General features: G+C 66.2%; 27 protein-coding genes and 2 tRNA genes. 7 read left to right on the top strand and 22 right to left on the bottom strand.

All coding sequences use genetic code 11. The features are described from left to right. Positions 1-3: 3 nt before the first annotated feature. The 11 genes from ACKY0W_RS14425 to ACKY0W_RS14375 are packed head-to-tail and all read right to left on the bottom strand — an operon-like array spanning position 4 to position 8,842. Positions 4-699, bottom strand: a complete 696-nt coding sequence (locus ACKY0W_RS14425; RefSeq protein WP_409434622.1) for a 3-oxoacid CoA-transferase subunit B — start codon at positions 697-699, stop codon at positions 4-6. Further along, entirely contained in the window at positions 696-1,364 is a 669-nt protein-coding gene (locus ACKY0W_RS14420; protein WP_409434621.1) for a 3-oxoacid CoA-transferase subunit A, read from the bottom strand. Before ACKY0W_RS14420 ends, ACKY0W_RS14425 begins: the two co-directional genes overlap by 4 nt. Beyond that, entirely contained in the window at positions 1,361-2,521 is a 1,161-nt protein-coding gene (gene pcaC / locus ACKY0W_RS14415; protein ID WP_409434620.1) for a 4-carboxymuconolactone decarboxylase, read from the bottom strand. Before pcaC ends, ACKY0W_RS14420 begins: the two co-directional genes overlap by 4 nt. After that, complete coding sequence (locus ACKY0W_RS14410; RefSeq protein ID WP_409434619.1) at positions 2,518-3,717, bottom strand: lyase family protein; 1,200 nt, start codon at positions 3,715-3,717, stop codon at positions 2,518-2,520. Before ACKY0W_RS14410 ends, pcaC begins: the two co-directional genes overlap by 4 nt. Next, a complete protein-coding gene (gene pcaG, locus ACKY0W_RS14405; RefSeq protein WP_409434618.1) occupies positions 3,714-4,262 on the bottom strand; it encodes a protocatechuate 3,4-dioxygenase subunit alpha in 549 nt (182 codons plus the stop codon). The genes ACKY0W_RS14410 and pcaG overlap by 4 nt, the downstream gene beginning before the upstream one ends. After that, complete coding sequence (pcaH, locus tag ACKY0W_RS14400) at positions 4,255-5,004, bottom strand: protocatechuate 3,4-dioxygenase subunit beta (protein WP_409434617.1); 750 nt, start codon at positions 5,002-5,004, stop codon at positions 4,255-4,257. The genes pcaG and pcaH overlap by 8 nt, the downstream gene beginning before the upstream one ends. Then, on the bottom strand, positions 5,004-5,729 hold the full coding sequence (locus ACKY0W_RS14395) for a class II aldolase/adducin family protein (RefSeq protein ID WP_409434616.1): 726 nt from the start codon (positions 5,727-5,729) through the stop codon (positions 5,004-5,006). Before ACKY0W_RS14395 ends, pcaH begins: the two co-directional genes overlap by 1 nt. Further along, entirely contained in the window at positions 5,726-6,526 is an 801-nt protein-coding gene (hcaB, locus tag ACKY0W_RS14390) for a 3-(cis-5,6-dihydroxycyclohexa-1,3-dien-1-yl)propanoate dehydrogenase (protein WP_409434615.1), read from the bottom strand. The genes ACKY0W_RS14395 and hcaB overlap by 4 nt, the downstream gene beginning before the upstream one ends. Then, positions 6,523-6,762, bottom strand: coding sequence for a dihydrodiol dehydrogenase (locus ACKY0W_RS14385; protein WP_406782208.1), 240 nt, complete (start codon positions 6,760-6,762; stop codon positions 6,523-6,525). The genes hcaB and ACKY0W_RS14385 overlap by 4 nt, the downstream gene beginning before the upstream one ends. Before the next feature lie 17 nt (positions 6,763-6,779). Then, the gene (locus ACKY0W_RS14380; protein WP_409434614.1) at positions 6,780-7,406 is read right to left on the bottom strand and encodes a 3-phenylpropionate/cinnamic acid dioxygenase subunit beta; all 627 of its coding nucleotides are present in this window, start codon (positions 7,404-7,406) and stop codon (positions 6,780-6,782) included. After that, positions 7,403-8,842, bottom strand: coding sequence for a Rieske 2Fe-2S domain-containing protein (locus tag ACKY0W_RS14375; RefSeq protein WP_409437789.1), 1,440 nt, complete (start codon positions 8,840-8,842; stop codon positions 7,403-7,405). The genes ACKY0W_RS14380 and ACKY0W_RS14375 overlap by 4 nt, the downstream gene beginning before the upstream one ends. Before the next feature lie 122 nt (positions 8,843-8,964). On the opposite strand from ACKY0W_RS14375, the gene ACKY0W_RS14370 reads away from it, so the two are divergent. After that, the gene (locus tag ACKY0W_RS14370; RefSeq protein ID WP_409434613.1) at positions 8,965-9,783 is read left to right on the top strand and encodes an IclR family transcriptional regulator; all 819 of its coding nucleotides are present in this window, start codon (positions 8,965-8,967) and stop codon (positions 9,781-9,783) included. 3 nt (positions 9,784-9,786) lie between these two features. Here ACKY0W_RS14370 and ACKY0W_RS14365 read toward each other — a convergent pair whose 3' ends face one another. From ACKY0W_RS14365 to ACKY0W_RS14355, 3 genes are read right to left on the bottom strand one after another with little or no spacing between them, the layout of a single operon-like run. Continuing rightward, positions 9,787-10,479: a GntR family transcriptional regulator gene (locus ACKY0W_RS14365; protein ID WP_409434612.1), complete on the bottom strand. Its 693-nt coding sequence runs from the start codon at positions 10,477-10,479 to the stop codon at positions 9,787-9,789. Beyond that, positions 10,476-11,198: a maleate cis-trans isomerase gene (locus ACKY0W_RS14360; RefSeq protein ID WP_409434611.1), complete on the bottom strand. Its 723-nt coding sequence runs from the start codon at positions 11,196-11,198 to the stop codon at positions 10,476-10,478. Before ACKY0W_RS14360 ends, ACKY0W_RS14365 begins: the two co-directional genes overlap by 4 nt. Beyond that, complete coding sequence (locus ACKY0W_RS14355; RefSeq protein WP_409434610.1) at positions 11,195-11,962, bottom strand: Asp/Glu/hydantoin racemase; 768 nt, start codon at positions 11,960-11,962, stop codon at positions 11,195-11,197. The genes ACKY0W_RS14360 and ACKY0W_RS14355 overlap by 4 nt, the downstream gene beginning before the upstream one ends. A gap of 81 nt (positions 11,963-12,043) precedes the next feature. Here ACKY0W_RS14355 and ACKY0W_RS14350 point away from each other — a divergent pair, with 81 nt between their 5' ends. Together ACKY0W_RS14350 and ACKY0W_RS14345 are read left to right on the top strand one after the other, a co-directional pair. Next, a complete protein-coding gene (locus tag ACKY0W_RS14350) occupies positions 12,044-13,009 on the top strand; it encodes a D-2-hydroxyacid dehydrogenase (RefSeq protein ID WP_409434609.1) in 966 nt (321 codons plus the stop codon). Between the two features lie 13 nt (positions 13,010-13,022). Then, positions 13,023-14,393, top strand: coding sequence for an amidase (locus ACKY0W_RS14345; RefSeq protein ID WP_409434608.1), 1,371 nt, complete (start codon positions 13,023-13,025; stop codon positions 14,391-14,393). A gap of 88 nt (positions 14,394-14,481) precedes the next feature. Here the strand turns inward: ACKY0W_RS14345 and ACKY0W_RS14340 are convergent, their stop codons facing one another. The 6 genes from ACKY0W_RS14340 to ACKY0W_RS14315 form a co-directional block, all read right to left on the bottom strand. Continuing rightward, entirely contained in the window at positions 14,482-14,973 is a 492-nt protein-coding gene (locus ACKY0W_RS14340; protein WP_409434607.1) for a DUF3830 family protein, read from the bottom strand. Between the two features lie 27 nt (positions 14,974-15,000). Next, positions 15,001-15,909 (bottom strand): ectoine hydroxylase, encoded by a 909-nt coding sequence (gene thpD, locus ACKY0W_RS14335; RefSeq protein WP_409434606.1) that lies wholly within the window; start codon positions 15,907-15,909, stop codon positions 15,001-15,003. After that, a complete protein-coding gene (locus ACKY0W_RS14330) occupies positions 15,906-16,313 on the bottom strand; it encodes an ectoine synthase (protein WP_406757401.1) in 408 nt (135 codons plus the stop codon). The genes thpD and ACKY0W_RS14330 overlap by 4 nt, the downstream gene beginning before the upstream one ends. Next, positions 16,310-17,587, bottom strand: a complete 1,278-nt coding sequence (gene ectB / locus ACKY0W_RS14325; protein WP_409434605.1) for a diaminobutyrate--2-oxoglutarate transaminase — start codon at positions 17,585-17,587, stop codon at positions 16,310-16,312. The genes ACKY0W_RS14330 and ectB overlap by 4 nt, the downstream gene beginning before the upstream one ends. 188 nt (positions 17,588-17,775) lie before the next feature. Next, on the bottom strand, positions 17,776-18,285 hold the full coding sequence (gene ectA / locus ACKY0W_RS14320) for a diaminobutyrate acetyltransferase (RefSeq protein ID WP_409434604.1): 510 nt from the start codon (positions 18,283-18,285) through the stop codon (positions 17,776-17,778). A 32-nt stretch (positions 18,286-18,317) separates the two neighbouring features. Further along, a complete protein-coding gene (locus ACKY0W_RS14315; protein ID WP_409434603.1) occupies positions 18,318-19,568 on the bottom strand; it encodes an MFS transporter in 1,251 nt (416 codons plus the stop codon). Positions 19,569-19,678: 110 nt separating this feature from the next. Here ACKY0W_RS14315 and ACKY0W_RS14310 point away from each other — a divergent pair, with 110 nt between their 5' ends. The 4 genes from ACKY0W_RS14310 (at position 19,679) to ACKY0W_RS14295 (ending at position 22,253) form a co-directional block, all read left to right on the top strand. Beyond that, complete coding sequence (locus tag ACKY0W_RS14310; RefSeq protein ID WP_409434602.1) at positions 19,679-20,467, top strand: fumarylacetoacetate hydrolase family protein; 789 nt, start codon at positions 19,679-19,681, stop codon at positions 20,465-20,467. Beyond that, the gene (gltX, locus tag ACKY0W_RS14305; RefSeq protein WP_409434601.1) at positions 20,464-21,936 is read left to right on the top strand and encodes a glutamate--tRNA ligase; all 1,473 of its coding nucleotides are present in this window, start codon (positions 20,464-20,466) and stop codon (positions 21,934-21,936) included. Before ACKY0W_RS14310 ends, gltX begins: the two co-directional genes overlap by 4 nt. Before the next feature lie 99 nt (positions 21,937-22,035). Further along, positions 22,036-22,107, top strand: a tRNA-Gln gene (locus ACKY0W_RS14300). Between the two features lie 73 nt (positions 22,108-22,180). After that, positions 22,181-22,253 (top strand) — tRNA-Glu (locus ACKY0W_RS14295). 54 nt (positions 22,254-22,307) lie between these two features. Here ACKY0W_RS14295 and ACKY0W_RS14290 read toward each other — a convergent pair. Next, positions 22,308-22,808, bottom strand: a complete 501-nt coding sequence (locus ACKY0W_RS14290) for a pyridoxamine 5'-phosphate oxidase family protein (protein WP_409434600.1) — start codon at positions 22,806-22,808, stop codon at positions 22,308-22,310. A 41-nt stretch (positions 22,809-22,849) separates the two neighbouring features. Next, positions 22,850-23,551 (bottom strand): IclR family transcriptional regulator, encoded by a 702-nt coding sequence (locus tag ACKY0W_RS14285; protein ID WP_409434599.1) that lies wholly within the window; start codon positions 23,549-23,551, stop codon positions 22,850-22,852. Positions 23,552-23,570: the final 19 nt, after the last annotated feature.

Genomic DNA, 23,570 nt, shown 5'->3' with positions numbered 1-23,570 from the left:
GCATCATCGTGGCTGCGCGCTGGGCTGGCCGAAGCGGACGGGCAATCTCTCCGCCAGGGCGGCGGCGGTGATCCCGAAGGTCTCACGGGCCCGAATCGTTCCGGTAGTCGTGTCGATGTCGATGATGGCGTACTCGGTATAGACCCTGCTGACGCACCGCAGACCGGTCAGCGGGTAGGTGCACGACGGAACCAGTTTGGCGGCACCGTCCCTGGTGAACAGGTCCATCATCACGAACACGGCCTTGGCGCCGATCGCCAAGTCCATGGCGCCACCGACGGCCGGAATTGCACCCGGTTCCCCGGTGTGCCAGTTGGCCAGGTCGCCGCACTGACTGACCTGTAGTGCTCCCAGCACGCACACATCGAGGTGCCCGCCGCGCATCATCGCGAAGGAGTCGGCGTGGTGGAAGTAGGAGGCCCCGGGCATCTCGGTGACCGGAATCTTGCCGGCATTGGTGAGGTCGGGATCGATGTTCTCGCCGTGGGCTGCGGGGCCCATGCCGAGCATGCCGTTCTCGGTGTGCAGTATCACCGCGTCGTCGGGCGACAGGTGATCCGCGACCAGCGTGGGCTGTCCGATGCCGAGATTCACGTATGAACCCGCAGGGATGTCACGGGCGATCACGGCGGCACGTTCGTCGCGGGTCAGCGGGCCGCGATCGACGTGCTCGATCGTGTGCGCAGAGGCCGACGTCACAAGCTCGTCTCCAGGATCCGATCGACGTAGATTCCCGGCGTGACGATCGCTTCGGCGTCCAGCTGTCCGGTGTCGACGACACGGGACACCTCGGCGATCGTCAGGGTGGCGGCGGAGGCCATCACCGGGCCGAAGTTGCGGGCGGTCTTGCGATACACCAGGTTTCCCATCCGGTCCCCGATATGGGCGCGGATCAGCGCGACATCCCCGTGAATCGGATACTCCAGCGCGTAGTCCCGGCCGTTGATGGTCCGAATCTCTTTGCCCTCGGTGAGCAGCGTGCCAACGCCAGTGGGGCAGTAGAACGCCCCGATGCCTGCACCGGCGGCGCGAATGCGTTCGGCGAGGTTACCCTGCGGTACCAGCTCCAGCTCGATCTTGCCGGCGCGATACAGGCCGTCGAACACGTAGGAATCGGACTGGCGGGGAAACGAACAGATCAGCTTGCGGACCCGCCCGGCGGCCAACAGTGCTGCCAGCCCGGTATCGGCAGTGCCCGCGTTGTTGCTGACGATGGTCAGGTCGCGAGCTCCCTGGGCGATCATGGCGTCTATCAGCACGGTGGGCAGGCCGGCCAAACCGAATCCGCCGACCAAAACCGTTGCGCCGTCCGCGACTCCGGATACCGCTTCGGCGGCGCTGTCATAGAACACGGCACGGCTCACCGGTCGCCCGCTGAGCTGTCGTGGTCGCCCAGCACCTGCGCGGCAATGCGGAACGCGGTATTGGCATCGGGTACACCGCAATAGATGGCGCTCTGCAACAGCACCTCTTTGATCTCGTCGTTGGACAGGCCGTTGCGGCGCGCCGCGCGCAGATGCATGGCAAGTTCCTCATGGTGGCCCCGGGCCACCAGGGCGGTCAGGGTGACGATCGAGCGACTGCGTCGGTCGAGGCCGTCTCGGGTCCAGATGTTGCCCCACGCGTAACGAGTGATCAGGTCTTGAAAGTCGGCGGTGAACTCGGTGGTGCGTGCGATCGTGCGGTCGACGTGTTCGTCGCCCAGGACCTGTCGGCGCACCGACATACCCGCGGTGTAGACCGGATCCCCCACCATCAGATGGGCGAGAATGAGGTTGACCGTCGCCTTGGGGGCCTCGACGGGCGCAAGGTGGCCAACGTCGTCGAGCACCACCAGGCGGCCGTGTTGGACACCGGAAGCGATACGCCCCAACGACTCTGGGGGAGTGGCGTCATCACGGGAACCGGCAATGGCCAACACCGGTGCGGCGATCTGACCGAGTCGTGCGGTGACATCGAAGTCGGCCAGTGCCTCACATGCCTGGGCGTACGATTCGTCGTCGGTGCCGCGCAGTGCATCCACCAGCGCCGCGACCAGACCCGGCGCCCGATCGATGAAACCGGGTGCGAACCAGCGTTGCAGGCAGGCCTCGACGACCGCGCCGGTGCCCGATGTGCGCACGGTGACGGCACGCGTCGCCCAATCCTCGGCCCGACCGATGGTGGCGCCAGTGCATAGCAGTGTGGCGCTCGACAACCGCTCGGGGCCATCGAGCAGCAGCTGCAGACCGACCGCACCACCGATCGAATTGCCGGCGTAATGGAACGCCGCGCCCGGCGCGATCTCGTCCGCCAAGGCCAGCACGCCTGCCGCCAGGTCCGGCATCCGGAAGGGGGCAGCTGCCGGACTACGACCGTGGCCGGGAAGGTCCCACGCGACAACGCGCAGGCGCTCGGCGAGTTGTTCAGCGGCTAAGCCCCACAGGGCGGTTGCCGATGTCCCGAGCGATGGCCCGAGCAGGAGCAGGTCCGCGTTCGGCGGTCCGCCGAAGTCGGTGCCGACCAGCCGCGGCACGCTCATGTGGCCTCCATCCAGTGGTGTGCGCGCTGCAGCACGGAATCGATGAGATGGCTCGTCGCCCCGGTGTAGTCGCGACGGGCGGTGTGTCCGGTCAGTTCGGTCATCGCCCGCTGTTCGCCGAGCAGGTCACCGGCGGCAGCAAGGTTGGCCGCGGCGCGATCGGTGTCGATGACCAGGCCGGCGAGCAGGTCTGTGGTCTGCGAAGCGGCGGTTACGGCATTGCGGGACAAGGTTCGCAGGGCGGCCCATTCGGCGTGCCAGCCGCCGTCGGAGCGCTCATCGACGCCGGCGGCCGACGCGGCGTGCAAGCCAGCGGCCAGCGACGGTGCCAGCAATCCGGTACGGCGGATCAGTAAGGACAACACCGGATTGTTCTTGTGCGGCATCGTCGACGAACCGCCGCCGCTGCCCTCGGCCAGTTCGCCGACCTCGGACCTATTGCTTGCGGCAACGTCATTGGCGATGTGGGCCCAGGCGTCGCAACATGTCACCAACGCGTCAGCCACGCGAGTAATGACTGATCGAGTCGTGTGCCACGGTGGACTGTCGGCAAGACCAAGTGCACTGGCCAGGCGCCCGGACAGGGCAAGGGCATCGGTGGGTGAGCCGGTCAGCTCGGTGGCAGCGGCCATGGTTCCCGCGGCGCCGCCGGCCTGCACCGAAAGCTCCGGCAGTGCAGTGACACAGTCGGCGCCATCCAGAAGCCCGGTCAGCCAGTGGGCAAACTTCATGCCGAGAGTTGTCGGCAAGGCGGGCTGGGTCAACGTGCGGCCCAGCATGGAGCTGTCACGGTAGGTTTCGGCCAGCGCGGCCCCGGTGTGTACCTGTCTGCTGAGTTCGCTGCGAACGCGGTCCAGCGTGTCGCGTATGCAGAGCATCAGTGCCGTGTCGACAACGTCTTGGCTGGTCAGGCCGCGGTGCAGCCAGCGGGCCGGCTCGCCGCCGGTGCGATCCCGGAGTAATGCGAGCAGACCGGGCACCGGGTTTCCGGTCGTCTCGGCAGCTACGGCCACCGGTTCCACGTCGGCTGCGGTGATCGCCGCAGACAGGTTGGACCGCGCCGTCGCCGGTGCGATACCGGAGTCGACAAGCACACCGAGCCAGGCGCTTTCGACCCGCACCAGCGCATCCAGGTACGCGACGTCGCTGAAGATCTGTCCGGCTCGGTGGTCGCCGGGCCACAACAAATCGGTCATGGTTGCCCCCGGTAGCGCAGGAAAATCGTCTCGTCGGCGCCCTGCAGTCTGATGTCGAAGCGAAAGCCCTGCTCGTCGGCTGCCGCGATGAGCGTATGGCGCCGGTCAGCAGGAACGGAACTCAACAGTCGGTCTGCGTCGAGTTGATCGCCCGGCAGATAGGCGCGGGTGAACAATCGGTTCAGCAGGCCCCGTGCAAACACGGCGAGGGTGATGAATGGTGTCGACTGCTGGGAGGCTCCGGGTTTCACCGTCGTGAAGCAGTAATGGCCATCGACGTCTGTTGCGGCGCGCCCCCACCCGGTGAAGGTGTCGCCGTCGCGGCGAAGTGAACTCGAGGATGGCACGGCGCCGTCCGAATCGGCTTGCCAGATCTCCAACAGCGCATCGGGAACAGGCGCCCCGGCGCCGTCGGTGACGGTGCCGTGCAGGCCGATGGCACCGACTGAGCCGGGGGGAACGAGTTCGTTGCTGCGGTCGAACGGCAACGCGTAGCCGAAGAACGGGCCGATGGTCTGCCCGGGCGTGGCAGGCAGCTTATTCATCGTGATCCTCGAAAGGCGTTGCGGCTGAACCGGTGAGCACGATGTCCCACCGGTAGCCGGTAGCCCATTCGTGGCTGGTGATGTCGTGGTCGTAGAGCGCGACGAGCCGATCACGGGCCTTCCGGTCGGTGATCGACTGGTAGATCGGGTCCAACGCGCACAGCGGGTCTGCGGGGAAATACATCTGGGTGATCATCCGCTGCGTGAAATCACTGCCGAACAGGGAGAAGTGGATATGCGCGGGACGCCACGCGTTGTGGTGGTTGCGCCAGGGGTACGGGCCGGGCTTGATCGTGGTGAACCGGTAACGCCCGTCGTCGTCGGTGAGGCAACGCCCTGCTCCGGTGAAGTTGGGGTCCAACGGTGCGGGGTGCTGATCGCCCTGGTGGATGTAGCGCCCGCTGGCGTTGGCCTGCCAGATCTCGACGAGTTGCCGGCGCACGGGCCTGCCGTCACCGTCGAGGACTCGCCCGGTCACCACCATCCGCTCACCGATGGGCGAGCCGGTGTGCTGCGCGGTCAGATCGGCGTCGCTCGGGCCGAGGTCGCCGTCAGCGAAGCAGGGCGCCTGTAGCTCGATGCCCTCTGGATCCGTGAGGTGGAGCCCACGTTTGGGATGGCGCAGCACGCTGCTGCGGTACGGCGGATAGTCCAGCGTCGGCTGGCTCTCTTCGATGCCCGCGCGCGAGTACTCGACCTGGATCGCCGCGATCTCGGCGCTGATCTCCGCCTGGCCCGTCATCACCGCTCCAGCCGGCCCAGTTCGTGGCGCCACGCGGCATCCGCGGTGAATGAGGGACCAAGGTCGGGCAGATCCGCCCAATCCGATTCGTCGATCGGCCTCAATGTGCCGCCCGCGGAGCGGACCCGCAGTGACATCGAAGCCAATTGGTCCAGGCTGATCGCCTGCAGGACAGCCTGGGCAGCGGTGGCGGCGGCACTGGTGATGCCGTGGCCGCGGCAGATCACCACCGGCTTGCCCGCCATGGCGGCGACCATCTCCTTGCCGAGTTCTGCGGTGCGGATCAGCACGGCCCTCGGGTACACCGGGACACCCTGGCGCGCGAGCCATGCGCCAGGGATGTCGAAGGCCCCGTAGATGGGTTCCATCGTGATGCCCGCAAGGTCGGCGGCCACGACGGCCGCCGGATGCAGGTGGGCCACTGCCCGATGTTCGGGATGGGCCAGCAGGGTTTCGACGTGAATCGGCAGCTCGTTGGGTACCCGATACCCGTCCAATTCGCCTGGCATGCCCGGCGACCCGTCAAAGCGGATGAGCCGAATGTCGTCGGGACCAGTGAATGCGACGCCGTCGTCAGAGTCGCTGCGGCACCGCACGAGTAGGTGTTCCTCGTCGACCCGAGCACTGATGTGTCCGAGAATGCCGTCCACTAGGCCCCGGGCGGCAGCGACTCGGCATGCCTGCGCAACCTCCAGGCGCAGCGGCGCCAGATCGTCGGCGGTCACGCGGTACCCCCGGTAGTCATTCCGAATCCACCGTCGGGATGTGTGCTCCCTGCGGTGATGCCGCGGGACCGGTCCGATGCCAGGAAGACATAGCTCCAAGCGTGGTCCTGTGGAGTGAGTGCAACATTGAGCGGGGTGCGTGCGGCGAGATCGCGTGCTCGGTTGGGGGTGTCGTCAAGGCGGACCTGGTCGAGCGACAAGTTCTGCAAACCGCGCAGATCGGTGTTCAACGTGCCACCCGGTGCAACGCCGTTGACCCGGATGTTCGGGGCGAGTTCGTAGGCGAGAGTGGTGACGAGGCCGCGCACGGCGAACTTCGACGCGACGTAGAGTACGCCGCCGCGACCGGGATAGAACGACGACGCAGACTCAGTGAGGACGATCGACGACCGCTCCTGGGCTTGAAGCGCCGGGATGGCGGCCTTCACCGACTGCAGATAACTCAGCACGTTCGTGGTGAACATCTCGTCGAAGGCCGGCGCCAGCTCTTCGGCCGCGATGTCGGTGATTCCCTTGTAGAAGTCGAAGATCCCGACACAGGTGACCAGCGTGTCCAGGCCGCCGAATGCCGCGACTGCTGCTGCGACAGCGCGTTCGTTTGCCTCGGCAGTGGTCGCATCGCCCTGTGTCACCGGCACTTCGGGCAGTTGACGTGCCAAGGCATCGCACTTCGACCGATCGCGTTCCAGTACCGCGACCTGGGCTCCCTGGTCGAGATATGCGTCAACGACTGCTCGGCCGATGCCGGAGCCGGCGCCGACGACCAGCGCACGCTTACCGTCCAACCATCGGGTCATGGCAGGTCACTGTCGTCTGCGAGGAGCGGTTGATGCATCTTGCCGACCATCGCGGCCAATGTGTAGGTGTTCTGCCAGGTCAATGCTTCAAGTTCTAGGGCATCGAGACTGATCCACTGTCCCGACTTCGGTGAAGCGATCAGCAGCCGCGAACCGTTGCGGGTATCGACCCGGCGCAGCGTGACTTCGGTGAACTCGTTGGCGATGGTTATGGCGTCACCCACCGCATTGGCCATCAGGTCGTCGAGTGCGCTCACAGGAAGACCGCCAGGTTCTGCATGCGAATGACCGACTCATCGACATAGATGGTGCGGCGCGCCAACTTCCATCCGTGATCGGTCAGACGCAACAGATCTTCGCGGCCGCAGGAGACCAACGCAGCCTCGTTGACGTCGCCGCGGCTGCGGAAGAGCAGTTCGGCCGACTCGACGATCAGGTGCTGGTCATCGTCGCAGGCAAAGGTGCGGACGTTGGTGATGTGATGGCGCAGCCGTGACGGCGGGTCTTCGGTCCAGGCGTGTTCGGTGGCAAAGCGCGCGACGCGTCTGTTCAGGGAGTACTTGTTCTCGTCGAAGTGAGCCATGCCGGGCGACGTGTCGAACCCAGCGCCGGAGGCGGTGGTCACTCGCACGGGCATGAAGTAGTGGATGTCCTCGGTGAGGGTGTCGAGCCATTCGGTGTACTGCTGCGCGTCGAGCAGATAAGCCTCATCGACCAAGAACTGATGTGCCTGCAGGTGTCGGGTGTCGTTGAACGGTAAGGGCTTACCGGTACGGACCTTCTTTGGTGCATGACCACCCAGAACTGCCAGCTCCCAGGGGCCGCCGGCATCGCTCGGTCGTGGAAACCCCGCTCGCGTGCTTTTCTCGGCGGATGTCATACCCGGGCCTCCTCGCAGGCGTCCTCGCATGCCGACGTGCCGTTGGTCTGCACCAGGGGAGTGATTCCTTCGCGCTGTGTGCCCATCGCTGCGGTGGTGGTCGCCACCGCAGGCATTTCGAGGTGATCGGCCCACATCCGAAGCATCGCCCGCTGATTGTTCTCGTTATAGCCGACTTGAGCGGTACCTGGCCCATGGAATTGCTCAGGCGGCAGGGAATTGACCACCGGAGTGTCGTCGGCGAGCAGGCCCATCCGGCCATTGAGCAACAGTTGGCGGGCCATGGACCCGGCGGCGGTATTGGTCAGCGACACCCAGTTCTCCACGTCGTCCTGTTCGAACATGCCCGTGGAGCCGAAGCACATCAGATAGGCCTTGTAGGAGTCCTTCTTGAACTGCTCGGGTGCGGCCGCGTCGACCGCGAACCAGGAGTACACCTCGGTTTCGTTCTCGCTGATCGGCTGCCAGGTGCGAATCGATATGAACGGCAACACGTCTTCACTGTCTTGAATCTTCGGCCAGTTGTGCACCAGGCTCATGTTGGGAAAGACCGATGCCGCCGAGATCATGAAACCGTCGTCGGCGACCACGCGCTGGTGGTCGGGTGACCACACATCCTTGATTCGCCTCACCATGTCGCCGGGGTAGCCGACATAGCGCATCCGTTCCTCAAAGGTGCCCGGCGGCAATTTATAGGTCGTACCGCCGCCGCAGGTCGCCCAGTACGTCGCACCGTCTTTGCGCTTCTGCGCCTTCGGTTCACGAAACAGCCCGATATCGACGACAGAGGCGTGGGTATGGGGGGTGTGATACATGTCGCCGGCGAAGTTCTCGACGCCGATCTTCCAGTTCGCCTTGATGCGCCACCGTTGCGGGCCGCGCACTTCGAGGCCGCTGCGGCTCTGCTTGGTGTAGAAGTCCAGATAGAACCTGAAATCGCCGAGAAACTCTTCGAGCGGGGGAGCTTGCGGGTCAAGACTGATGAAGATCAGCCCGTTGTAACTGGCGAGGCCCGGCGCCGGCAATAGGGTCTGGCCGCGCTTGGAAAAACCGGCCTCCCCGCCGTAGGCCTCTTGGTGGAAGGGCAGGCCGGTGATGCGCCCGTCATTGCGGTACGACCAGCCGTGGTAAGGGCATCGGAAATTGGAGGCGTTGCCCATCTCGGCGCGGCATACCTGCATCCCACGATGCAGGCACATGTTGAACATGGCCCGCACGTCGCCCTTGGAGTCGCGCGCAATGATGAAGGAGTCGTTGAGCAGGCGCCGCACCACGTAGTCGCCGCCTTGGGGTATCTCCGACTCGTGCGCCACGAACATCCAGGCGCGGCGGAAGAGTCGCTCTTTCTCCAGCTCGAAGATTTCGGCGTCGTTGTAGATGTGCGCTGGGATCATTCCCCGCCTGACCTCATCGAGGACATGCCGGTGATCACTCATCGATGCGTCTCCAGTCTTGAAAGCCCGCAATGTCTGGTATGCAGAGAAATTCTCTGGGGCGTGGAGAAAACTTTGCCAGGATGCCGGTTTAAAGGTCAATAACTCGCAGTACTGTCTCTGGTATGCAGAGCGATGAACTTCTGGAGCCTGCCGGCGAGGCCGCCGGCGCCGCGGCTCCGGACTGGGGCGTGCCGCAGTATCCGATCGGATCGGTGGACCGGGCGCTGAAGCTTCTCCTGCTGCTGGGGGAGCAGCCGCAGATCCGGTTGACGGACGCGGCCAAACACTTGGACGTCGCGTCCTCCACGGCCCATCGTCTGTTGGCCATGCTGCAATATCGGGGCTTCGTGCGCCAGGATCCGGTGTCCAAGGCCTATCACCCCGGGCCCGCGCTGATGAGCGTGGCGTTCTCGGTGTTCAACCGCATCGATGTCGAGGGTGCGGCAAAGCCGGTCTTGCTGCGCCTCAGCGAACGCCTCAACGAGTCGGTCCATCTCGGAATCCTTGAGGGCTCAGGCGTTCGCTTCATCGCAGCCGCCGAGGGGCCGGCTGCCGTTCGGGTTGCCTCACGGCTCGGGCGTACGATGCCCGCGCACTGCACCTCAACCGGCAAAGCGCTGCTGGCGCGGTTGTCCGATGCCGACATCGCCCGTCTGTACCCAGAGGAAGCGCTGCCGCGCGTGACGGCACATTCGGTCGGCACCAGGACGCAGCTGCAACGCGAGCTCAGTCGGATACGACAACAGGGGTACGCGGTGAACCGGGAGGGAAGTGAGGATGGAGTCGCCTCGGTCGCGGTGCCCATTCCCACGCGTGCGCCGGGAGTTCTGCTGGCGCTCAATGCCGCAGCGCCCGTTCACCGACTAAACAGTTCGCAGTACCGAGGGGTGGCGGCTGTGCTGGTCGAGGCGGCCAAAGAGATCGGCGACCAGATCGGCTAGCAGCTACGACGGGGCCAAGAGCAGCTGCGCCCGCCGCGCCAACAGGCGACGTACGGCGTCGTCCATGTGTTCGTCGATCAGCCGGATCGCCAGAGCCTCGTCACCGGCACCGATCGCCTTGCGCAGCACGACATGTTCGGTGACCTGATCGCGCAGGTCGGGGTAGGCCTCTTCGAGTTCGCCCAGCAGGATTCGGGTTTCTGAAAGCAGGGTCCGCATCGCGCGGTGCAGTCGTGGACTGCCGGCGCACTCGACGAGCACCTCGTGGAACGCCTGGTCGGCATCGGCTGCCGCCGCGCCGTCGCCCTGGGACGCGGCCACGCGCAAGGCCTCTACCGGGCCACGCAGTCGGGCGGCCGCGGTGCGGGGGTCACCGTGCAGCACTTCGATGACGGCGGCGCGTTCGATGGCCTTGCGTGCCTGGTACACGTCGCGGACGTCGTCATCGGTGAGTTCGACGACGAAAATGCCCCGATTGCGTTCGCTGCGCAGCAACCCTTCGGCCACCAGCCGCTGCATCGCCTCGCGTAGCGGGCCGCGCGACACCGCGAACTGCGCGGCCAGGGTCGCTTCGCCGAGTTGTTGACCCGGTGCCAGCCGGCCGCGGGTGATCGCCTCCCGGAGCCGCTCGGCGATCAGCTCCGCTGTCGAGGGCCGGCTCAACGGCTCGAACCCGGCATCATGTGAGATTGTCATCGCCCATCCTCGAACAATGCGCCCAGCCCGGTTGTCCGCCGGCTTATCCCGGCGATGCGCAAACCTTCCCACACCGTCACCACATTGGCGGTCAGTACCGGCTTGCCGAGCAGTTGATCGAGTTCGTCGACCTGGTCGACGGTGTGCATGGCGGTGTCGGGGATCAGCAGCGCGTCGGCCCGGGGGGAGTCATTGCGCAGTGCCAGTTCTCGGACTTGGCCAGGCGTCAGCCGGCCCACCTCCGCTGCGGTGGGGATGCCGGCATCTCCCATAGCTTCGACGGTGACACCGTGGGCAGCAACGAAATCCACAAAAAGCTGGGCGATGTCGCGCGGATAGCTGGCGGCGACCGCAACGTGGCGGCAGCCGAGCGCGGCCAGGGCGTGCACGAACGCGAACGACGTACTCGAGGCGGGCACGCCGGCTTCCGCTGCCAATCGATCAACCTGCTCGGCGGCGCCGGAGGGGCCGAACACGAAGCTTCCCGATGTGCACGCCCAGACCACCGCGGCGGGCCGCTGCGGCGCCAGCAAGGCCGCGCCGTGGGCGAGTTTGGCTGGACTGCCGAGATCCATCAGCTCCGGCACGGCATGCAGGTCGGTGCCGTAGATGTGTGCGACGGGCAGGTGCACGCCCAGCAGGCGGGCGGCATGCGGGTAGTCCGACTCGGCGGCGTGGTCGGGATAGATGAACCCGACGGTCGGCGGTGTACCTGTCATTGGGGGGCTCCGGTGAAGACATCGCGGAGCCATCGGCCGGGTCCCATCATCGGCAGGTCCATCCGCCCCAGGCACGCCCACATCGTCAGTTGATTGGCTGTGAGGATCGGCTTACCCAGCATCTGCTCCAGGGGAGCGATGATGTCGTAGGTCCGCAGGTTGGTACAGCTGACGAAGATGGCCTGCGCCTCCGGGCGATCCGCGGCCAGGATCCGTTCGGCCACGGTGCGGTAGTTGACCTTCCAGATCCCGCCACCCAGTCCCAGATGGTCGGAGTGCAGCACGGACACCCCGAGCTGGTTCAAGAACACCCGCAGCAGGTCGGTCAACTCCTCGTCGTAGGGGGTCAGGACGCTGATCCGCGAGATATCCAGCGCGATAATCGCTTCAGCCAGCGCGCCCGACGTGGTGACCGCTGCCTTGGCTCCGGCGGATTCGATGGCAGCGACCAGCGTCTTCTCGTACTCGACGCCGTGGATGAAGCTGCCCGACGCGCACAGATAGGCAACCACCTCCGGCTCGACGTGCAGTACGTCGCGGGTCGCCGCCTGTAGATGATTGGTGTCAGAAACCAATTCGGCCATGGCTCGGCTGACCGGGACCGGTTCGTAGTGCGTACGTGCCAGGTGCAGCGTCACCTCGGCGGGGATCCAGCGCCACAGTTCGCGTTCGATCGCCAGATCGAACGGCGCGATGATGCCGACACCGCGCTGATCGACCGGCCCGTCGAAGTCAGGTAACTCCGGAAACTGGGACAGATCCATGGGTTTCCCCATACCGACGTTCCACCCCCAGGCCAGCCCTGGATTGTTGACAATCATACGATCTGTTTTTACGGTGTCAATGTGGACGCGCGGCCGGTGGTGACCGTCCAGCACGGCGAGTCGGTCCCCGCACAACTCGATTCGATCAGCGCAGACGCGGAGCTACGCCTGGTTCCGTCATCGAGGCTGGCCGACGGCATTGTCGGCGCCGACGTGCTCTTCTTGTACGACTTCTCTTCTCCCGCACTGGCATCGGTGTGGTCTTCCGCCGAGGCATTGCGCTGGGTTCACGTTGCCGCCATCGGGGTGGACGCCGTGCTCTTCGACGAGTTGATCGACAGTGATGTCGTCATCACCAATTCTCGCGGAATCTTCGAGGAACCGATTGCCGAGTATGTGCTCGGCCAGATCCTGGCCTTCGCCAAGGACTTCCGGCGGTCCTGGGACGCTCAGCGCGTCCAACGGTGGGAGCACTTCGACAGCGAGCCGATTGCCGGCGCATCGGTCACGATCGTCGGTCCGGGGCCGGTCGGGCGGGCCATCGCCCGGTTGCTGCGTGCGGTCGGAATGTCGGTACGCGGCGTCGGACGCAGCGCCCGCGAGGATCCTGACATCGGCGCGATTACCACCGATGTGTTGGCCGCGGTCGCCGACGCCGACTATGTGGTGCTGGCCGCGCCGCTGACGTCGCAGACCCGGGGCATGGTCGATTCCGGCGTGCTCCACGCGATGCGGCCGACGGCGCGACTGATCAACGTGGGCCGCGGCGAGCTGGTAGACACCGACGCACTGGTGGCGGCGCTGCAGGCCGGTGTCATTGCCGGAGCGGCCCTCGATGTCGTCGACCCAGAGCCGCTCCCGGCCGATCATCCGCTGTGGAGAGTCCCCTACGTACGCCTGACACCGCACAACAGCGGTGACATCAAGGGTTGGCGAAACGCATTGCAGCAACAGTTCATCGCCAACTTCCGCCGGTACCTGTCCGGCCAGCCGCTGCACAACGTCGTCGACAAGCGCCGTGCGTCGGCGACGAGCGAAACCGGTTGAGGAGGCACGTCGCATGACTCACCCCACCGAACTGAGTGCCCTGCAACTGGTCGCCGCCTACACCTCCGGCGAGCTGTCACCGGTGGAAGCCACCGCCGCAGCGCTCGCGGCCATCAGCGAACGCGACGGCGAGGTCAACGCCTTCTGCCTGGTCGACGAGGAGGCGGCGCTGTCGGAGGCCCGCAAGTCCGAGGTCCGCTGGGGTGGCAACTACACCAAGGGCCTGCTCGACGGGGTGCCGATCGCGATCAAAGACGTCTTCCACACTGCCGGTTGGCCGACCCTGCGCGGATCACTGCTCGCCGACGCGGCGGGGCCGTGGCCCGACGACAGTCCGGCGGTGGACAAGATCCGCAACGACGGCATGGTGCTGCTTGGTAAGACGACCACCCCGGAACTGGCCTGGAAGGGCGTCACCGACAGCCCGCGCACCGGCATCACCCGCAACCCCGCCGACACCACGCGCACCGCGGGCGGCTCCTCGGGCGGCAGCGCCGCCGCGGTCGCCGCCGGGATGGCGCCCTTGGCTATCGGCACCGACGGCGGCGGCAGTATCCGGATTCCCGCGAGTTTCTGTGGGGTGGTGGGCTTCAAACCCACTCATGGCCGCGTGCCGATGTATCCGATCAGCCCCTTCGGGCCACTGGCGCACGCCGGTCCGATCACCCGGACCGTCGAAGACGCCGCCATGCTGATGGACATCATCGCGCTGCCGGACTTCCGTGATCCCACGTCGTTGCCGGCGACATTGACGACTTACCGCGGCGAAGTCCGGCGCGACGTGGTCGGTCTCGACGTGGCGTATTCGCCGACGCTGGGATATGTCGACGTCGACCCGCAGATCGCCTCCGCGGTGGCCGAGGCGGTTCAGGCGCTGGCCGATGCCGGATTGAACGTTCTAGTGGCCGATCCTGGCTTCGCCGATCCGATCGACGCGTTCGAGGTGCTGTGGGCAACCGGGGCGGCGGGCAGCCTGCGTGGTCGGGAACGCGACCGCGGGCTCGTCGACCCCGGGCTGGCCGACATGTGGGATCGGGGGACGGCGGTCTCGGGCGTCGACTATCTGGCCGCCCGCCAGGTCAGTGTGGATCTGGGTGTGGCCATGGGGCGCTTCCATGAACGGCACAACTTACTGATCACTCCGACCACCCCGATTGCGGCCTTCACCGCCGGGCACGACGTGCCGGTCGATTCCGATCTGCGATGGTGGGCGCAGTGGACGCCTTTCACCTATCCGTTCAACATGACTCAACAGCCGGCGCTGAGCATCCCGATCGGTGCCACGGCGGACGGTCTGCCGATCGGCATGCAGATCATCGGCCCCCGGCACAGCGACGATCTGGTGCTGGCGGCCGGCTTGTTCGCCGAGCGGGTCTTGGGCTAGATACAGTCCCGCTCCGCCAACGAGTGTGCGCAGAATGCCGTCGTCAACGGCGTGTCGCGGGGCAGACACGCACTCTCGCCGGAAAGTGTCAGGCCCGGGCGAAGGCCAACTGTTCGCCGACCGCACCGGCCATCCACAAGTCGTTGCAGGCGGCGGCCATCTCGGTCAGGCCGTCCTCGATCGTGGCGAAGACATTGCCGGGCACCCACCCGACGTCGCCATTGATCAACAGATTGTTGCGGCCGTAGAAGATCGCCAGGTCGGTCGCGCCCAGCGGTGAATTCGCCTGCCCGTCCTTGTCATAGCCGTAGGCGGGGTTGCCGATGTCACCGGCGTCGAAGTCGAAGAAGCAGACATCGCCGGGGATTGGTGTGACCGTGGTGTTCTCGCGTCCGGGGGAGCCCAGCGGTGGCAACAGCGTGTAGACCTCGTTGCGGGCGTACTTGCCGTGATAGGCCTGGCCTGCGACGGGTAGCGCTTCCCAGACCACGGCGCAGGTCAGGGGTGCCTGCTCGTCGAGCAGTCGCGCCCGGCAGGACACCCCGCGTCCGGTCAGTGTGATGGACAGGAAGCGTGCCACAGCAGCCCCTTTCCTCTCCCGCCGGGTCTACACCGGGTCGAAGACGCGGCTGGCGATGAATGTCGGTCGCGGAACGGCAGCGCCGAACGGCTCCACCAGGGCGTTGTCCACGCTGTTGTAGACGATGAACACGTTCGAGCGTGCATACGGGGTGATGTTGCTGCTCGATCCGTGCATGCAGTTGCTGTCGAAGAACACCGCGGACCCGGCCGGGCCGGTGATCTGACGAATCCCGTGCTGATCGGCCAACCAGGTCAGGCTCGCATCGTCCGGAGTGCCGATCTCCTGCTGCTTGAGCGACGACCGGTAGTGATCCGGCGGGGTCTGGCCCGGGCACGACACGAACCAACGGTGCGACCCGGGCATGATCATCAGTGAGCCGTTGCTGTCCAGGTTCTCGGTGAGGGCCACCGAGACGCTGACCGCGCGCGGGGTGGGCATGCCGTCTTCGGCATGCCAGGTCTCAAAATCGGAGTGCCAGTAGAACTCTCGGCCGTTGAACCCCGGTTTGAAGTTGACCCGGCTCTGGTGCACATAGACATCGGAGCCGAGCAGTTGACGGGCCGGTCCCACCAGGCGCGGGTCTGCGACCAGCGCGGCGAACGCCGGACTGATCCGGTGCACCTCGAAGATCGACCGGATCTGGCCGCTGTCGCGCTCGCAGATCGAGCGCTCGTCGGCGGCCAGCGCGGCATCGGCGCGCAGGCGGTCCAGCTCGTTACGCAGGTCCGCCACGACGTCGGCGTCCAAAACGGTGTCGACGGCCAGAAATCCGTCGGTGTCGAACTGCGCGACACGTTCCGGGCTTAACGGGCCGCCGCCGTTGGCTTGTGCGGCCCAGACCACCGGGTCGTGCCGCGGTTCGATACCGATCGTGACGTTGTTGCGCGTGGGGTAGCGGTCGACGAGGCCTTGCTCGGTCAGGGGAGGGGTCACGACGCCGTCTCCTGTGGTTGTTCCGTGAGCAGGGGGTACGCGCCGGTGTCGTCGTGCACCTCCTGCCCGGTGACCGGCGGGTCGAACACGCACACCATGCGCAGGTCGGTGTGGGCGACAACGCGGTGGTGCTCGTGACCGTCAAGCAGGTACAGCGTGCCGTCGTGCAGCGGGTGCACCTCGCCGGTCTCGTCGTTGATCAGCTCACCTTCGCCGCCGACGCAGTACACCGCCTCAACGTGATTGGCGTACCACATTGAGGTCTCGGTACCGGCGTAGAGGCAGGTCTCGTGCATCGAGAACCTCTGGCCGTCGCGGGCCAGCAGCAGCCGCTGGCTGTTCCAGGTCTTGGACTGCACGTCGCGGTCGGTGCCCTTGATCTCGGCGAGGGTACGGACGATCATCGGCTGGCTCCTGACGTGGTTGCGGTGAGTTGACGGGCGGCGACGGCTTCGATCGATTGGGCGGCGATCGTCAGGCCTTCGGCCAGGTCGTCGTCGTCAATGACCAACGGCGGCATCAGTTTTACAACCTCGCTTTCAGGGCCAGAGGTCTCCAGCAGCAGCCCGCGCTCGAACGCCTCACGGCATACTTCTCCAGCCAGCTCCGGTCGTTCGAAGGCCACGCCGCGGATCAGGCCGCGGCCCCGGGTGCTGACGCCGGGGATCGGGTCCACCACTTCGGTCAGCGCCTGTTCGATCAGTTCGCCCTTGCGCAGTACCGACTTCTCCAACCGATTGTCGGACCAGAAGTTCAGCGCCGCAGCGGCGGTCACGAACGACGGGTTCTGGCCGCGGAATGTGCCGTTGTGCTCGCCCGGCTCCCACACGTCCAGTTCCGGCTTCAGCAGCGTCAATGCCATCGGGAGCCCGTACCCGCTGATCGACTTGGACAGACAGACGATGTCGGGAACGATGCCGGCCGCCTCGAAGCTGAAGAACGGTCCGGTGCGCCCACAGCCCATCTGGACGTCGTCCACGATCAGCAGCAGGTTGTGGCGCTTACACAGGTCGGCCAGGCCGCGCAGCCATTCCAAGCGGGCCACGTTGATTCCGCCCTCACCCTGCACGGTCTCGACGATCACCCCTGCCGGGTCGTTCAGGCCGCTGCCGCTGTCCTGCAGCAGTCGCTCGAACCAGATGAAGTCGGGGGTAGCGCCGTGGAGGTAGTTGTCGTAGGGCATCGGGGTGGCGTGCACCAGCGGAATCCCGGCACCGCCGCGCTTCATCGAGTTGCCGGTCACGCTCAGCGCGCCCAGCGTCATTCCGTGAAAAGCGTTGGTAAAGCTGATGATGCTCTCTCGGCCGGTGATCTTGCGGACCAGCTTCAGCGCCGACTCCACCGCGTTGGTCCCGGTGGGTCCGGGAAATTGCACCTTGTAGTTGAGCTCGCGGGGCTTGAGGATCACCTCGTTGAAGCGCTCCAGGAACTCAGCCTTGGCGACGGTGTTCATATCGAGGCTGTGCACCACTCGATCCGAGCTCAGGTATTCCAGTAATGGCGCCCGCAGGTCGGGGTGATTGTGGCCGTAATTGAGCGCTCCGGCGCCGGCAAAAAAGTCCAGATATTCCTTGCCGTTGACATCCCACATCCGAGAGCCACTGGCGCGGTCGAACATCACCGGCCAGGACCGGCAATAACTTCGTACTTCGGATTCAAGGGTTTCGAAAATCGTCATAGTTCCTCCGTCCGTCGGTCACATACAACGGAACGGAACGACAGGTCGACATCAAACTCGTGCCGCGGGTGATCTCGGCTCGACCCACCACCCCGCTCGTATGCCCCCGCACTAGGTCTGTCGGGGCTCACGTTTGCGCGTCCGTGACCTTACCGAGACCATTTTGTGATCTCAACCTTGCCACGCCCTCACCGGCGACGTGGGTGTACCCGAAGCGGTCCGATGCGAAACAGTTCTTCTGCCAAATGAGATTCGGGGAACAAATCCGCTCCGAACAGCTCGGAACACGCCAGTGGCGCGTCCCATCGGCGGGCGAAAGCGCCAAAGAGTCGTCGGCTGGCTTCGTTGTCCGGTGTGATCGAGGTCTCAAGATGTGTCACGCCCTGGGCGACCTGCGCGCTCGCCAGGTGGTCGAGCATCCGCCCGGCCAGGCCGGCGCCGCGGTGAGCAGCGTTGACAGCTACCTGCCAGACCATCAGGGTCTCCGGCTGATCTGGGCGCCGGTAGCCGCTGACGAAGCCGCCCGGTTCTCCTCCTACCTCGGCAACCACCGAGGTAGCGGCGAAATCGCGGCACCACAGCAGGTATGCGTAGGGCGAATTGACGTCGAGAGTGGCGCTGTCGACGGCCATCTGCCATAGGGCCGGGCCGTCCGCCACAGTTGGTGTCCGAAGCCGGACAAGATCCGTATCCGTCATCGTTTCGACGGTACTTGGCCGCAGGCTCGGGGTTACGTGGACGGGTCGGGCGGCGGCCCGGGCGGCACGCGCAGGGTACGCAGCGCCTCCAGTGCCGAGCGGCCTTCGGGCTCAGCGCTCACCGGTACCAAACGCAGCGCGGCCAGCGGGAACAGTCCGCATAGCGCAAAGGCCACTGGGTAACCGGCGGCACCGATCAGCGCACCGAAGAGCGGGGGAGCGATCCCGGCGGTGAGCCGCTGAGTGGTGTTCTGGATGCCCAGTGCGCGACCGCTCCAGTACGGGCCGGCGATCTCGGCGACTGCGGTCGAGGCCAATCCGTTGTCCAGCACGGTGATAACCGCCGCGACGACCATGGCCGCTTCGGCGAGGCGGGAGTGCAGATGGTCGGCGGCGCCCAGAGCCAGCATTGCCAGCGCTCCGGCGACGGCGAGGCTGCGGATCGGGCGCAGCCGCGACCGGACGCGGTCGGACCACCGGCCGGCCGCCACCCGCCCGGCGGCGCCGAGCAGCTGCGACACCGTCACCAGACCGCCTGCGGCGGCGATGGACCAATTGGTGTCCACGATCAGCCACACCAGCATGAAAGTGGCGAGCACACACTGCGGAACCATCAGCAGAGCCGAGGACAGATGGATGCGCCACAGCACCTTCGAACTGTTGTAGGGGCTGGCGAGTTCGGTGCCGGAGGCAGCCGACCGTGGCATGCGCGGCGGATCCACCACGCCGATCGCACACGCCACCGCCGCCACGGCGCACAGCGTTGCGGGAAACATCAACGCCCGCGCCAGCCCGTGCTCGGCTAGCTCGGGGATCACTTCGGCTCCCAACGCGATGCCCAACGGCTGCGCCGTCTGGCGGATACCCATCACCAATCCGCGCTGGTGCGGCGGGAACCAGCCCGTCACCAGCCGCCCGCTGGCGCTGTTGGCGCTGGCGGCGGCCATGCCGCCGAGAAACAGGAATGCGCCGACCCCGACCAGCGACTCCATCGAGGCGGCCGCGAACGTGGCCAGCGCGGTCAACGCGGAGCCAACACTCAATACGATTCGCTCGCCGATGCGGTCCAATAGCGCGCCCCATGCGAACAGGGTCAGCACCATTCCGAAGCTGGGCATCGAGGCCAGCAGGCCGGCCATCGCCAGGTTGGTTTCCCGTTTGGTCTCCAGCATCGGGATGACGAAGGCAATGCCGTTGATGAAGACGAATGAACACAGCGTGGCCATCAGGGCGACGACCACGACCGACCAGCGAGCGGCTTTGCCGATCGGCTCGGTGGACATCCGACCATGCTTCCACAGGCTGGCCTACCAGGGACGCGAGCTGCGCCGATTGACGGCGACCCCCTGCGCCCGGCTCCGCCGCGCTTGTGATCGCCATTAGGCTTGTGCAAATGCGCCTAGGCCGAATTGCCAGCCCGGACGGTGTCGCCTTCGTCAGTATTGAAGGGGATCCGGACCGGCCACACGAGATGACTGCCCGCGAGATCGCCGAGCACCCCTTCGGCACACCGGAGTTCACCGGCCGGTACTGGCCGCTGGCCGACGTGCGCCTGCTGGCGCCCATCCTGGCCAGCAAGGTGGTCTGCATCGGGAAGAACTACGCGGCCCACATCGCCGAAATGGGTGGCGCCCCACCGGCCAACCCGACAATGTTCCTCAAACCGAACACCGCGATCATCGGGCCCAACGTGCCGATTCAGCTGCCCGCCAACGCTTCCCCAGTCCACTTCGAAGGTGAGTTGGCCGTCGTCATCTCGCGTCCGTGCAAGGACGTGCCGGCCGCGCGGGCCAAGGACAACATCTTGGGCTACACGATCGGCAACGACGTGTCGGCGCGAGACCAGCAGCAGTCCGACGGGCAGTGGACCCGGGCCAAGGGCCACGACACCTTCTGCCCGATCGGGCCGTGGATCGTCACCGACCTCGACCCAGCTGACCTGGCGATTCGCACCGAAGTCAACGGGGTGGTCAAGCAGGACAGTCGGACTTCGCTGATGATGCACGACATCGGCGCCATCGTGGAGTGGATCTCCGCGGTGATGACGCTGCTGCCCGGCGACATCCTGCTGACCGGAACCCCCGAAGGTGTCGGTCCCATCGAACACGGTGACACCGTGTCCGTCTCCGTCGAAGGCATTGGCACGCTGTCCAACCCCGTTATCCGCAAAGGAAACTCGTGACCACATCTGGTGTTCGCGTCCGGTTCTGCCCGTCACCGACCGGCACGCCGCACGTCGGGCTGATCCGCACCGCCCTGTTCAACTGGGCTTACGCTCGCCACACCGGCGGAACCATGGTCTTCCGGGTGGAGGACACCGACGCCGAACGCGACAGCGAGGAAAGCTACTTGGCGCTGCTGGATGCGCTGCGCTGGCTGCATCTGGACTGGGACGAGGGGCCCGAGGTGGGCGGGCCCTACGGCCCCTACCGGCAGTCGCAGCGCGCCGACATCCACCGTGACGTGGTGGCGCAGCTGTTGGCAGCGGGCGAGGCCTACGAGGCGTTCTCGACGCCCGAGGAGGTCGAGGCCCGCCACTTGGCCGCCGGCCGCAACCCCAAGCTGGGTTACGACAACTTCGACCGCGAGCTGACCGCCGAGCAGCGCGCCGGTTTTCTGGCCGAGGGCCGCAAGCCGGTCGTGCGGCTGCGGATGCCCGACACCGAGCTCGGCTGGGCGGACCTGGTGCGGGGGCAGACGTCCTTTCCGGCGGGCACCGTTCCCGATTTCGCGCTGACCCGCGCCAACGGCGACCCGCTGTACACCTTGGTCAACCCGGTCGACGACGCCATGATGAAGATCACCCACGTGTTGCGCGGCGAGGACCTGTTGCCGTCCACGCCACGCCAGATCGCGCTGTACCAGGCGTTGATGCGCATCGGCGTTGCTGATCGCATCCCGGAATTCGGCCACCTACCAACCGTTTTGGGTGAGGGCACCAAGAAGCTGTCCAAGCGTGACCCGCAGTCCAACCTCTTCGCACACCGCGACCGAGGCTTCATCCCCGAGGGACTGTTGAACTATCTGGCATTGCTGGGCTGGTCCATCGCCGACGACCGCGACGTGTTCAGTATCGACGAGATGGTTGCCGCGTTCGACGTGGTCAACGTCAACTCCAACCCAGCCCGGTTCGACCAGAAGAAGGCCGATGCGCTCAACGCCGAGCACATCCGGCTGCTCGACCTGGACGACTTCACCGCACGATTGCGCAGCTATCTCGACACCCATGGACAGGACACCGGCCTGGACGACGCAGGCTTCGCGGTGGCTGCTGCATTGGTGCAGACCCGCATCGTGGTGCTCGGCGACGCATGGCCACTGCTGAAGTTCTTCAACGACGAGCACTACGAGCTGGACCCGCGCGCCGAGGCCAAGGAACTGGGCCCCGACGCGGCTCCGGTGTTGGACGCCGCCATCGCGGCACTGGAGGGCGTGGGGGAGTGGACCACCGCCAACATCGAGGCCGCGCTGAAAGCCGCGCTGCTGGACGAGCTGGGGCTCAAACCGCGCAAGGCGTTCGGCCCGATCCGGGTCGGCGTCTCCGGCGGGCTGGTCAGCCCGCCGCTGTTCGAGTCGCTGGAACTGCTGGGCTCGAACCGCAGTTTGGACCGGCTGCGGAGCGCCCGAGACGGCGTTGGGGAAGCGCGATGACAACTTCGCGCTAGAAGTTTGGTAGTCTGCTCGTCGGCCCAAGAACGGCTGGCCAGTAGTGCCCCACCGGCACTCTGACCAGCGGTAATGGCCGGCCAATGGGGTATGGTGTAATTGGCAACACAGCTGATTCTGGTTCAGCCATTCTAGGTTCGAGTCCTGGTACCCCAGCAAAAGCGGTCCGCTGCAAGCGATTAGGCGGGCCGTACGGGTTGAGCTATGCTGGCAACCCGGAAATGTTCTAGCCCCCGTCGTCTAGCGGCCTAGGACGCCGCCCTCTCACGGCGGTAGCGTGGGTTCGAATCCCATCGGGGGTACATCGCAAAAAGGCCCGCACCGTCACGGTGCGGGCCTTTTTGTATGCAGCGGGCTCAATCGCCCTTCGGAGCGGTGGAGCCAGCGAGCGGCATGGCCGGCAGGCCCAGCTTGCGGTGGTCCCAGGAGCGGGTGCGCCGTGTGACGATGCGCACAGCCACCCGGTTGTTCATCATCGCGTCGACGCCGGGCTTCATCTCGTCGGTGTAGGGACCGGTGTAGCGCTCCCAGACGCTGACGCCCACCCGGAAGATGGTGTCTGGGTCATCGACGATCTCCGCGACGCCCTCGAAGGCGGCCCCGCGCAGCGTGTCGTACGTCTGGCCGGCTTCCAGAAGGAAGGTGACCCGCGGATCACGGCGCAGGTTGACCGCCTTCTGAGACTTGGCCTTGGTCTCGAGCCAGATCTCGCCGTCGAGCACCGCGTACCACATCGCGGTCAGGTGCGGCTGGCCGTCGGGCCCGATGGTGGCCAGTGTTCCGGTGCGGTGAGTGTTGACGAAGTCAGCCACCTCGGCATCGGTCATGACGATCTGTGCGCGCTGTTTGGTTCCCATCTCTGCAGTCTGACAGGCGGACCGGGACCCCCGCGCCCGGGTTACAGCCGGGCCGTCAGGTCGCCGGCCGCCGCAAGCAGGTCGGCGGCCCAGCGTGCCCCCGGGCGCCGCCCCAACCGGTCGATCGGACCCGACACCGAGATCGCTGCCACCACCGCCCCGCGGTGATCGCGCACCGGTGCCGACACGCTGGCCACCCCGGGCTCGCGTTCGGCAACGCTTTGCGCCCAGCCCCGCCGACGCATCTCCGCGAGGGTGCGGCTGGTGAACTTGGCCGCCGCCAGCACTTCCTGTTGCACGCCTGCATCGGCGTAGGCCAGCAAGACCTTGGCGCCCGAGCCGGCCGTCATCGGCAGCCGGGCGCCGACCGGAACCGTGTCTCGTAGCCCCGCAGGCGGTTCGAGCGCCGCAACGCAGACTCGTTCGGAACCCTCGCGGCGATACAGCTGCACGCTCTCCCCGGTGATCTCTCGCAGCCGTGGCAGCACCGCCGCACCGGCGGCGCGAAGCGGATCGTCGGCACGGGACGCCAGTTCGCTGACCGCGGGGCCGATCTGCCAACGGCCCTCATCGTCGCGGCCGAGCAGGCGGTGGGTCTCCAGGCCTGCGGCCAACCGGTGTGCGGTGGCGCGGGGCAGGCCGGTGCGCCCGCACAGTTCAGCCAGCCCACACGGCGATTCGGCGACCGAGTGGAGCACCGCCAGTGCTTTGTCCAGAACGCCGATGCCGCTATGCTGTCCCATATACAGATACTAGCGTCTC

The organism is Mycobacterium sp. SMC-14 (genome assembly GCF_046250075.1).
Classification (GTDB): Bacteria; Actinomycetota; Actinomycetes; order Mycobacteriales; family Mycobacteriaceae; genus Mycobacterium.
Note: the sequence above shows the minus strand (reverse complement) of the source record. Positions and strands in the feature narration are given on the sequence as shown.

What these genes read in the sequence shown, in the direction of transcription:
- ACKY0W_RS14315 (WP_409434603.1), bottom strand. Translation starts at nt 19,568, where the DNA reads ATGTCCACCGAGCCGATCGGCAAAGCCGCTCGCTGGTCGGTCGTGGTC.
- ACKY0W_RS14360 (WP_409434611.1), bottom strand. Translation starts at nt 11,198, where the DNA reads ATGACAGGTACACCGCCGACCGTCGGGTTCATCTATCCCGACCACGCC.
- ACKY0W_RS14345 (WP_409434608.1), top strand. Translation starts at nt 13,023, where the DNA reads ATGACTCACCCCACCGAACTGAGTGCCCTGCAACTGGTCGCCGCCTAC.
- ACKY0W_RS14385 (WP_406782208.1), bottom strand. Translation starts at nt 6,762, where the DNA reads ATGGCCAATGCGGTGGGTGACGCCATAACCATCGCCAACGAGTTCACC.
- ACKY0W_RS14370 (WP_409434613.1), top strand. Translation starts at nt 8,965, where the DNA reads ATGCAGAGCGATGAACTTCTGGAGCCTGCCGGCGAGGCCGCCGGCGCC.
- ectB (WP_409434605.1), bottom strand. Translation starts at nt 17,587, where the DNA reads ATGACGATTTTCGAAACCCTTGAATCCGAAGTACGAAGTTATTGCCGG.
- ACKY0W_RS14285 (WP_409434599.1), bottom strand. Translation starts at nt 23,551, where the DNA reads ATGGGACAGCATAGCGGCATCGGCGTTCTGGACAAAGCACTGGCGGTG.
- ACKY0W_RS14310 (WP_409434602.1), top strand. Translation starts at nt 19,679, where the DNA reads ATGCGCCTAGGCCGAATTGCCAGCCCGGACGGTGTCGCCTTCGTCAGT.
- ACKY0W_RS14355 (WP_409434610.1), bottom strand. Translation starts at nt 11,962, where the DNA reads ATGGATCTGTCCCAGTTTCCGGAGTTACCTGACTTCGACGGGCCGGTC.
- ectA (WP_409434604.1), bottom strand. Translation starts at nt 18,285, where the DNA reads ATGACGGATACGGATCTTGTCCGGCTTCGGACACCAACTGTGGCGGAC.
- ACKY0W_RS14410 (WP_409434619.1), bottom strand. Translation starts at nt 3,717, where the DNA reads ATGACCGATTTGTTGTGGCCCGGCGACCACCGAGCCGGACAGATCTTC.
- ACKY0W_RS14365 (WP_409434612.1), bottom strand. Translation starts at nt 10,479, where the DNA reads ATGACAATCTCACATGATGCCGGGTTCGAGCCGTTGAGCCGGCCCTCG.
- pcaG (WP_409434618.1), bottom strand. Translation starts at nt 4,262, where the DNA reads ATGAATAAGCTGCCTGCCACGCCCGGGCAGACCATCGGCCCGTTCTTC.
- pcaH (WP_409434617.1), bottom strand. Translation starts at nt 5,004, where the DNA reads ATGACGGGCCAGGCGGAGATCAGCGCCGAGATCGCGGCGATCCAGGTC.
- ACKY0W_RS14290 (WP_409434600.1), bottom strand. Translation starts at nt 22,808, where the DNA reads ATGGGAACCAAACAGCGCGCACAGATCGTCATGACCGATGCCGAGGTG.
- ACKY0W_RS14380 (WP_409434614.1), bottom strand. Translation starts at nt 7,406, where the DNA reads ATGACATCCGCCGAGAAAAGCACGCGAGCGGGGTTTCCACGACCGAGC.
- ACKY0W_RS14330 (WP_406757401.1), bottom strand. Translation starts at nt 16,313, where the DNA reads ATGATCGTCCGTACCCTCGCCGAGATCAAGGGCACCGACCGCGACGTG.
- ACKY0W_RS14375 (WP_409437789.1), bottom strand. Translation starts at nt 8,842, where the DNA reads ATGAGTGATCACCGGCATGTCCTCGATGAGGTCAGGCGGGGAATGATC.
- hcaB (WP_409434615.1), bottom strand. Translation starts at nt 6,526, where the DNA reads ATGACCCGATGGTTGGACGGTAAGCGTGCGCTGGTCGTCGGCGCCGGC.
- pcaC (WP_409434620.1), bottom strand. Translation starts at nt 2,521, where the DNA reads ATGAGCGTGCCGCGGCTGGTCGGCACCGACTTCGGCGGACCGCCGAAC.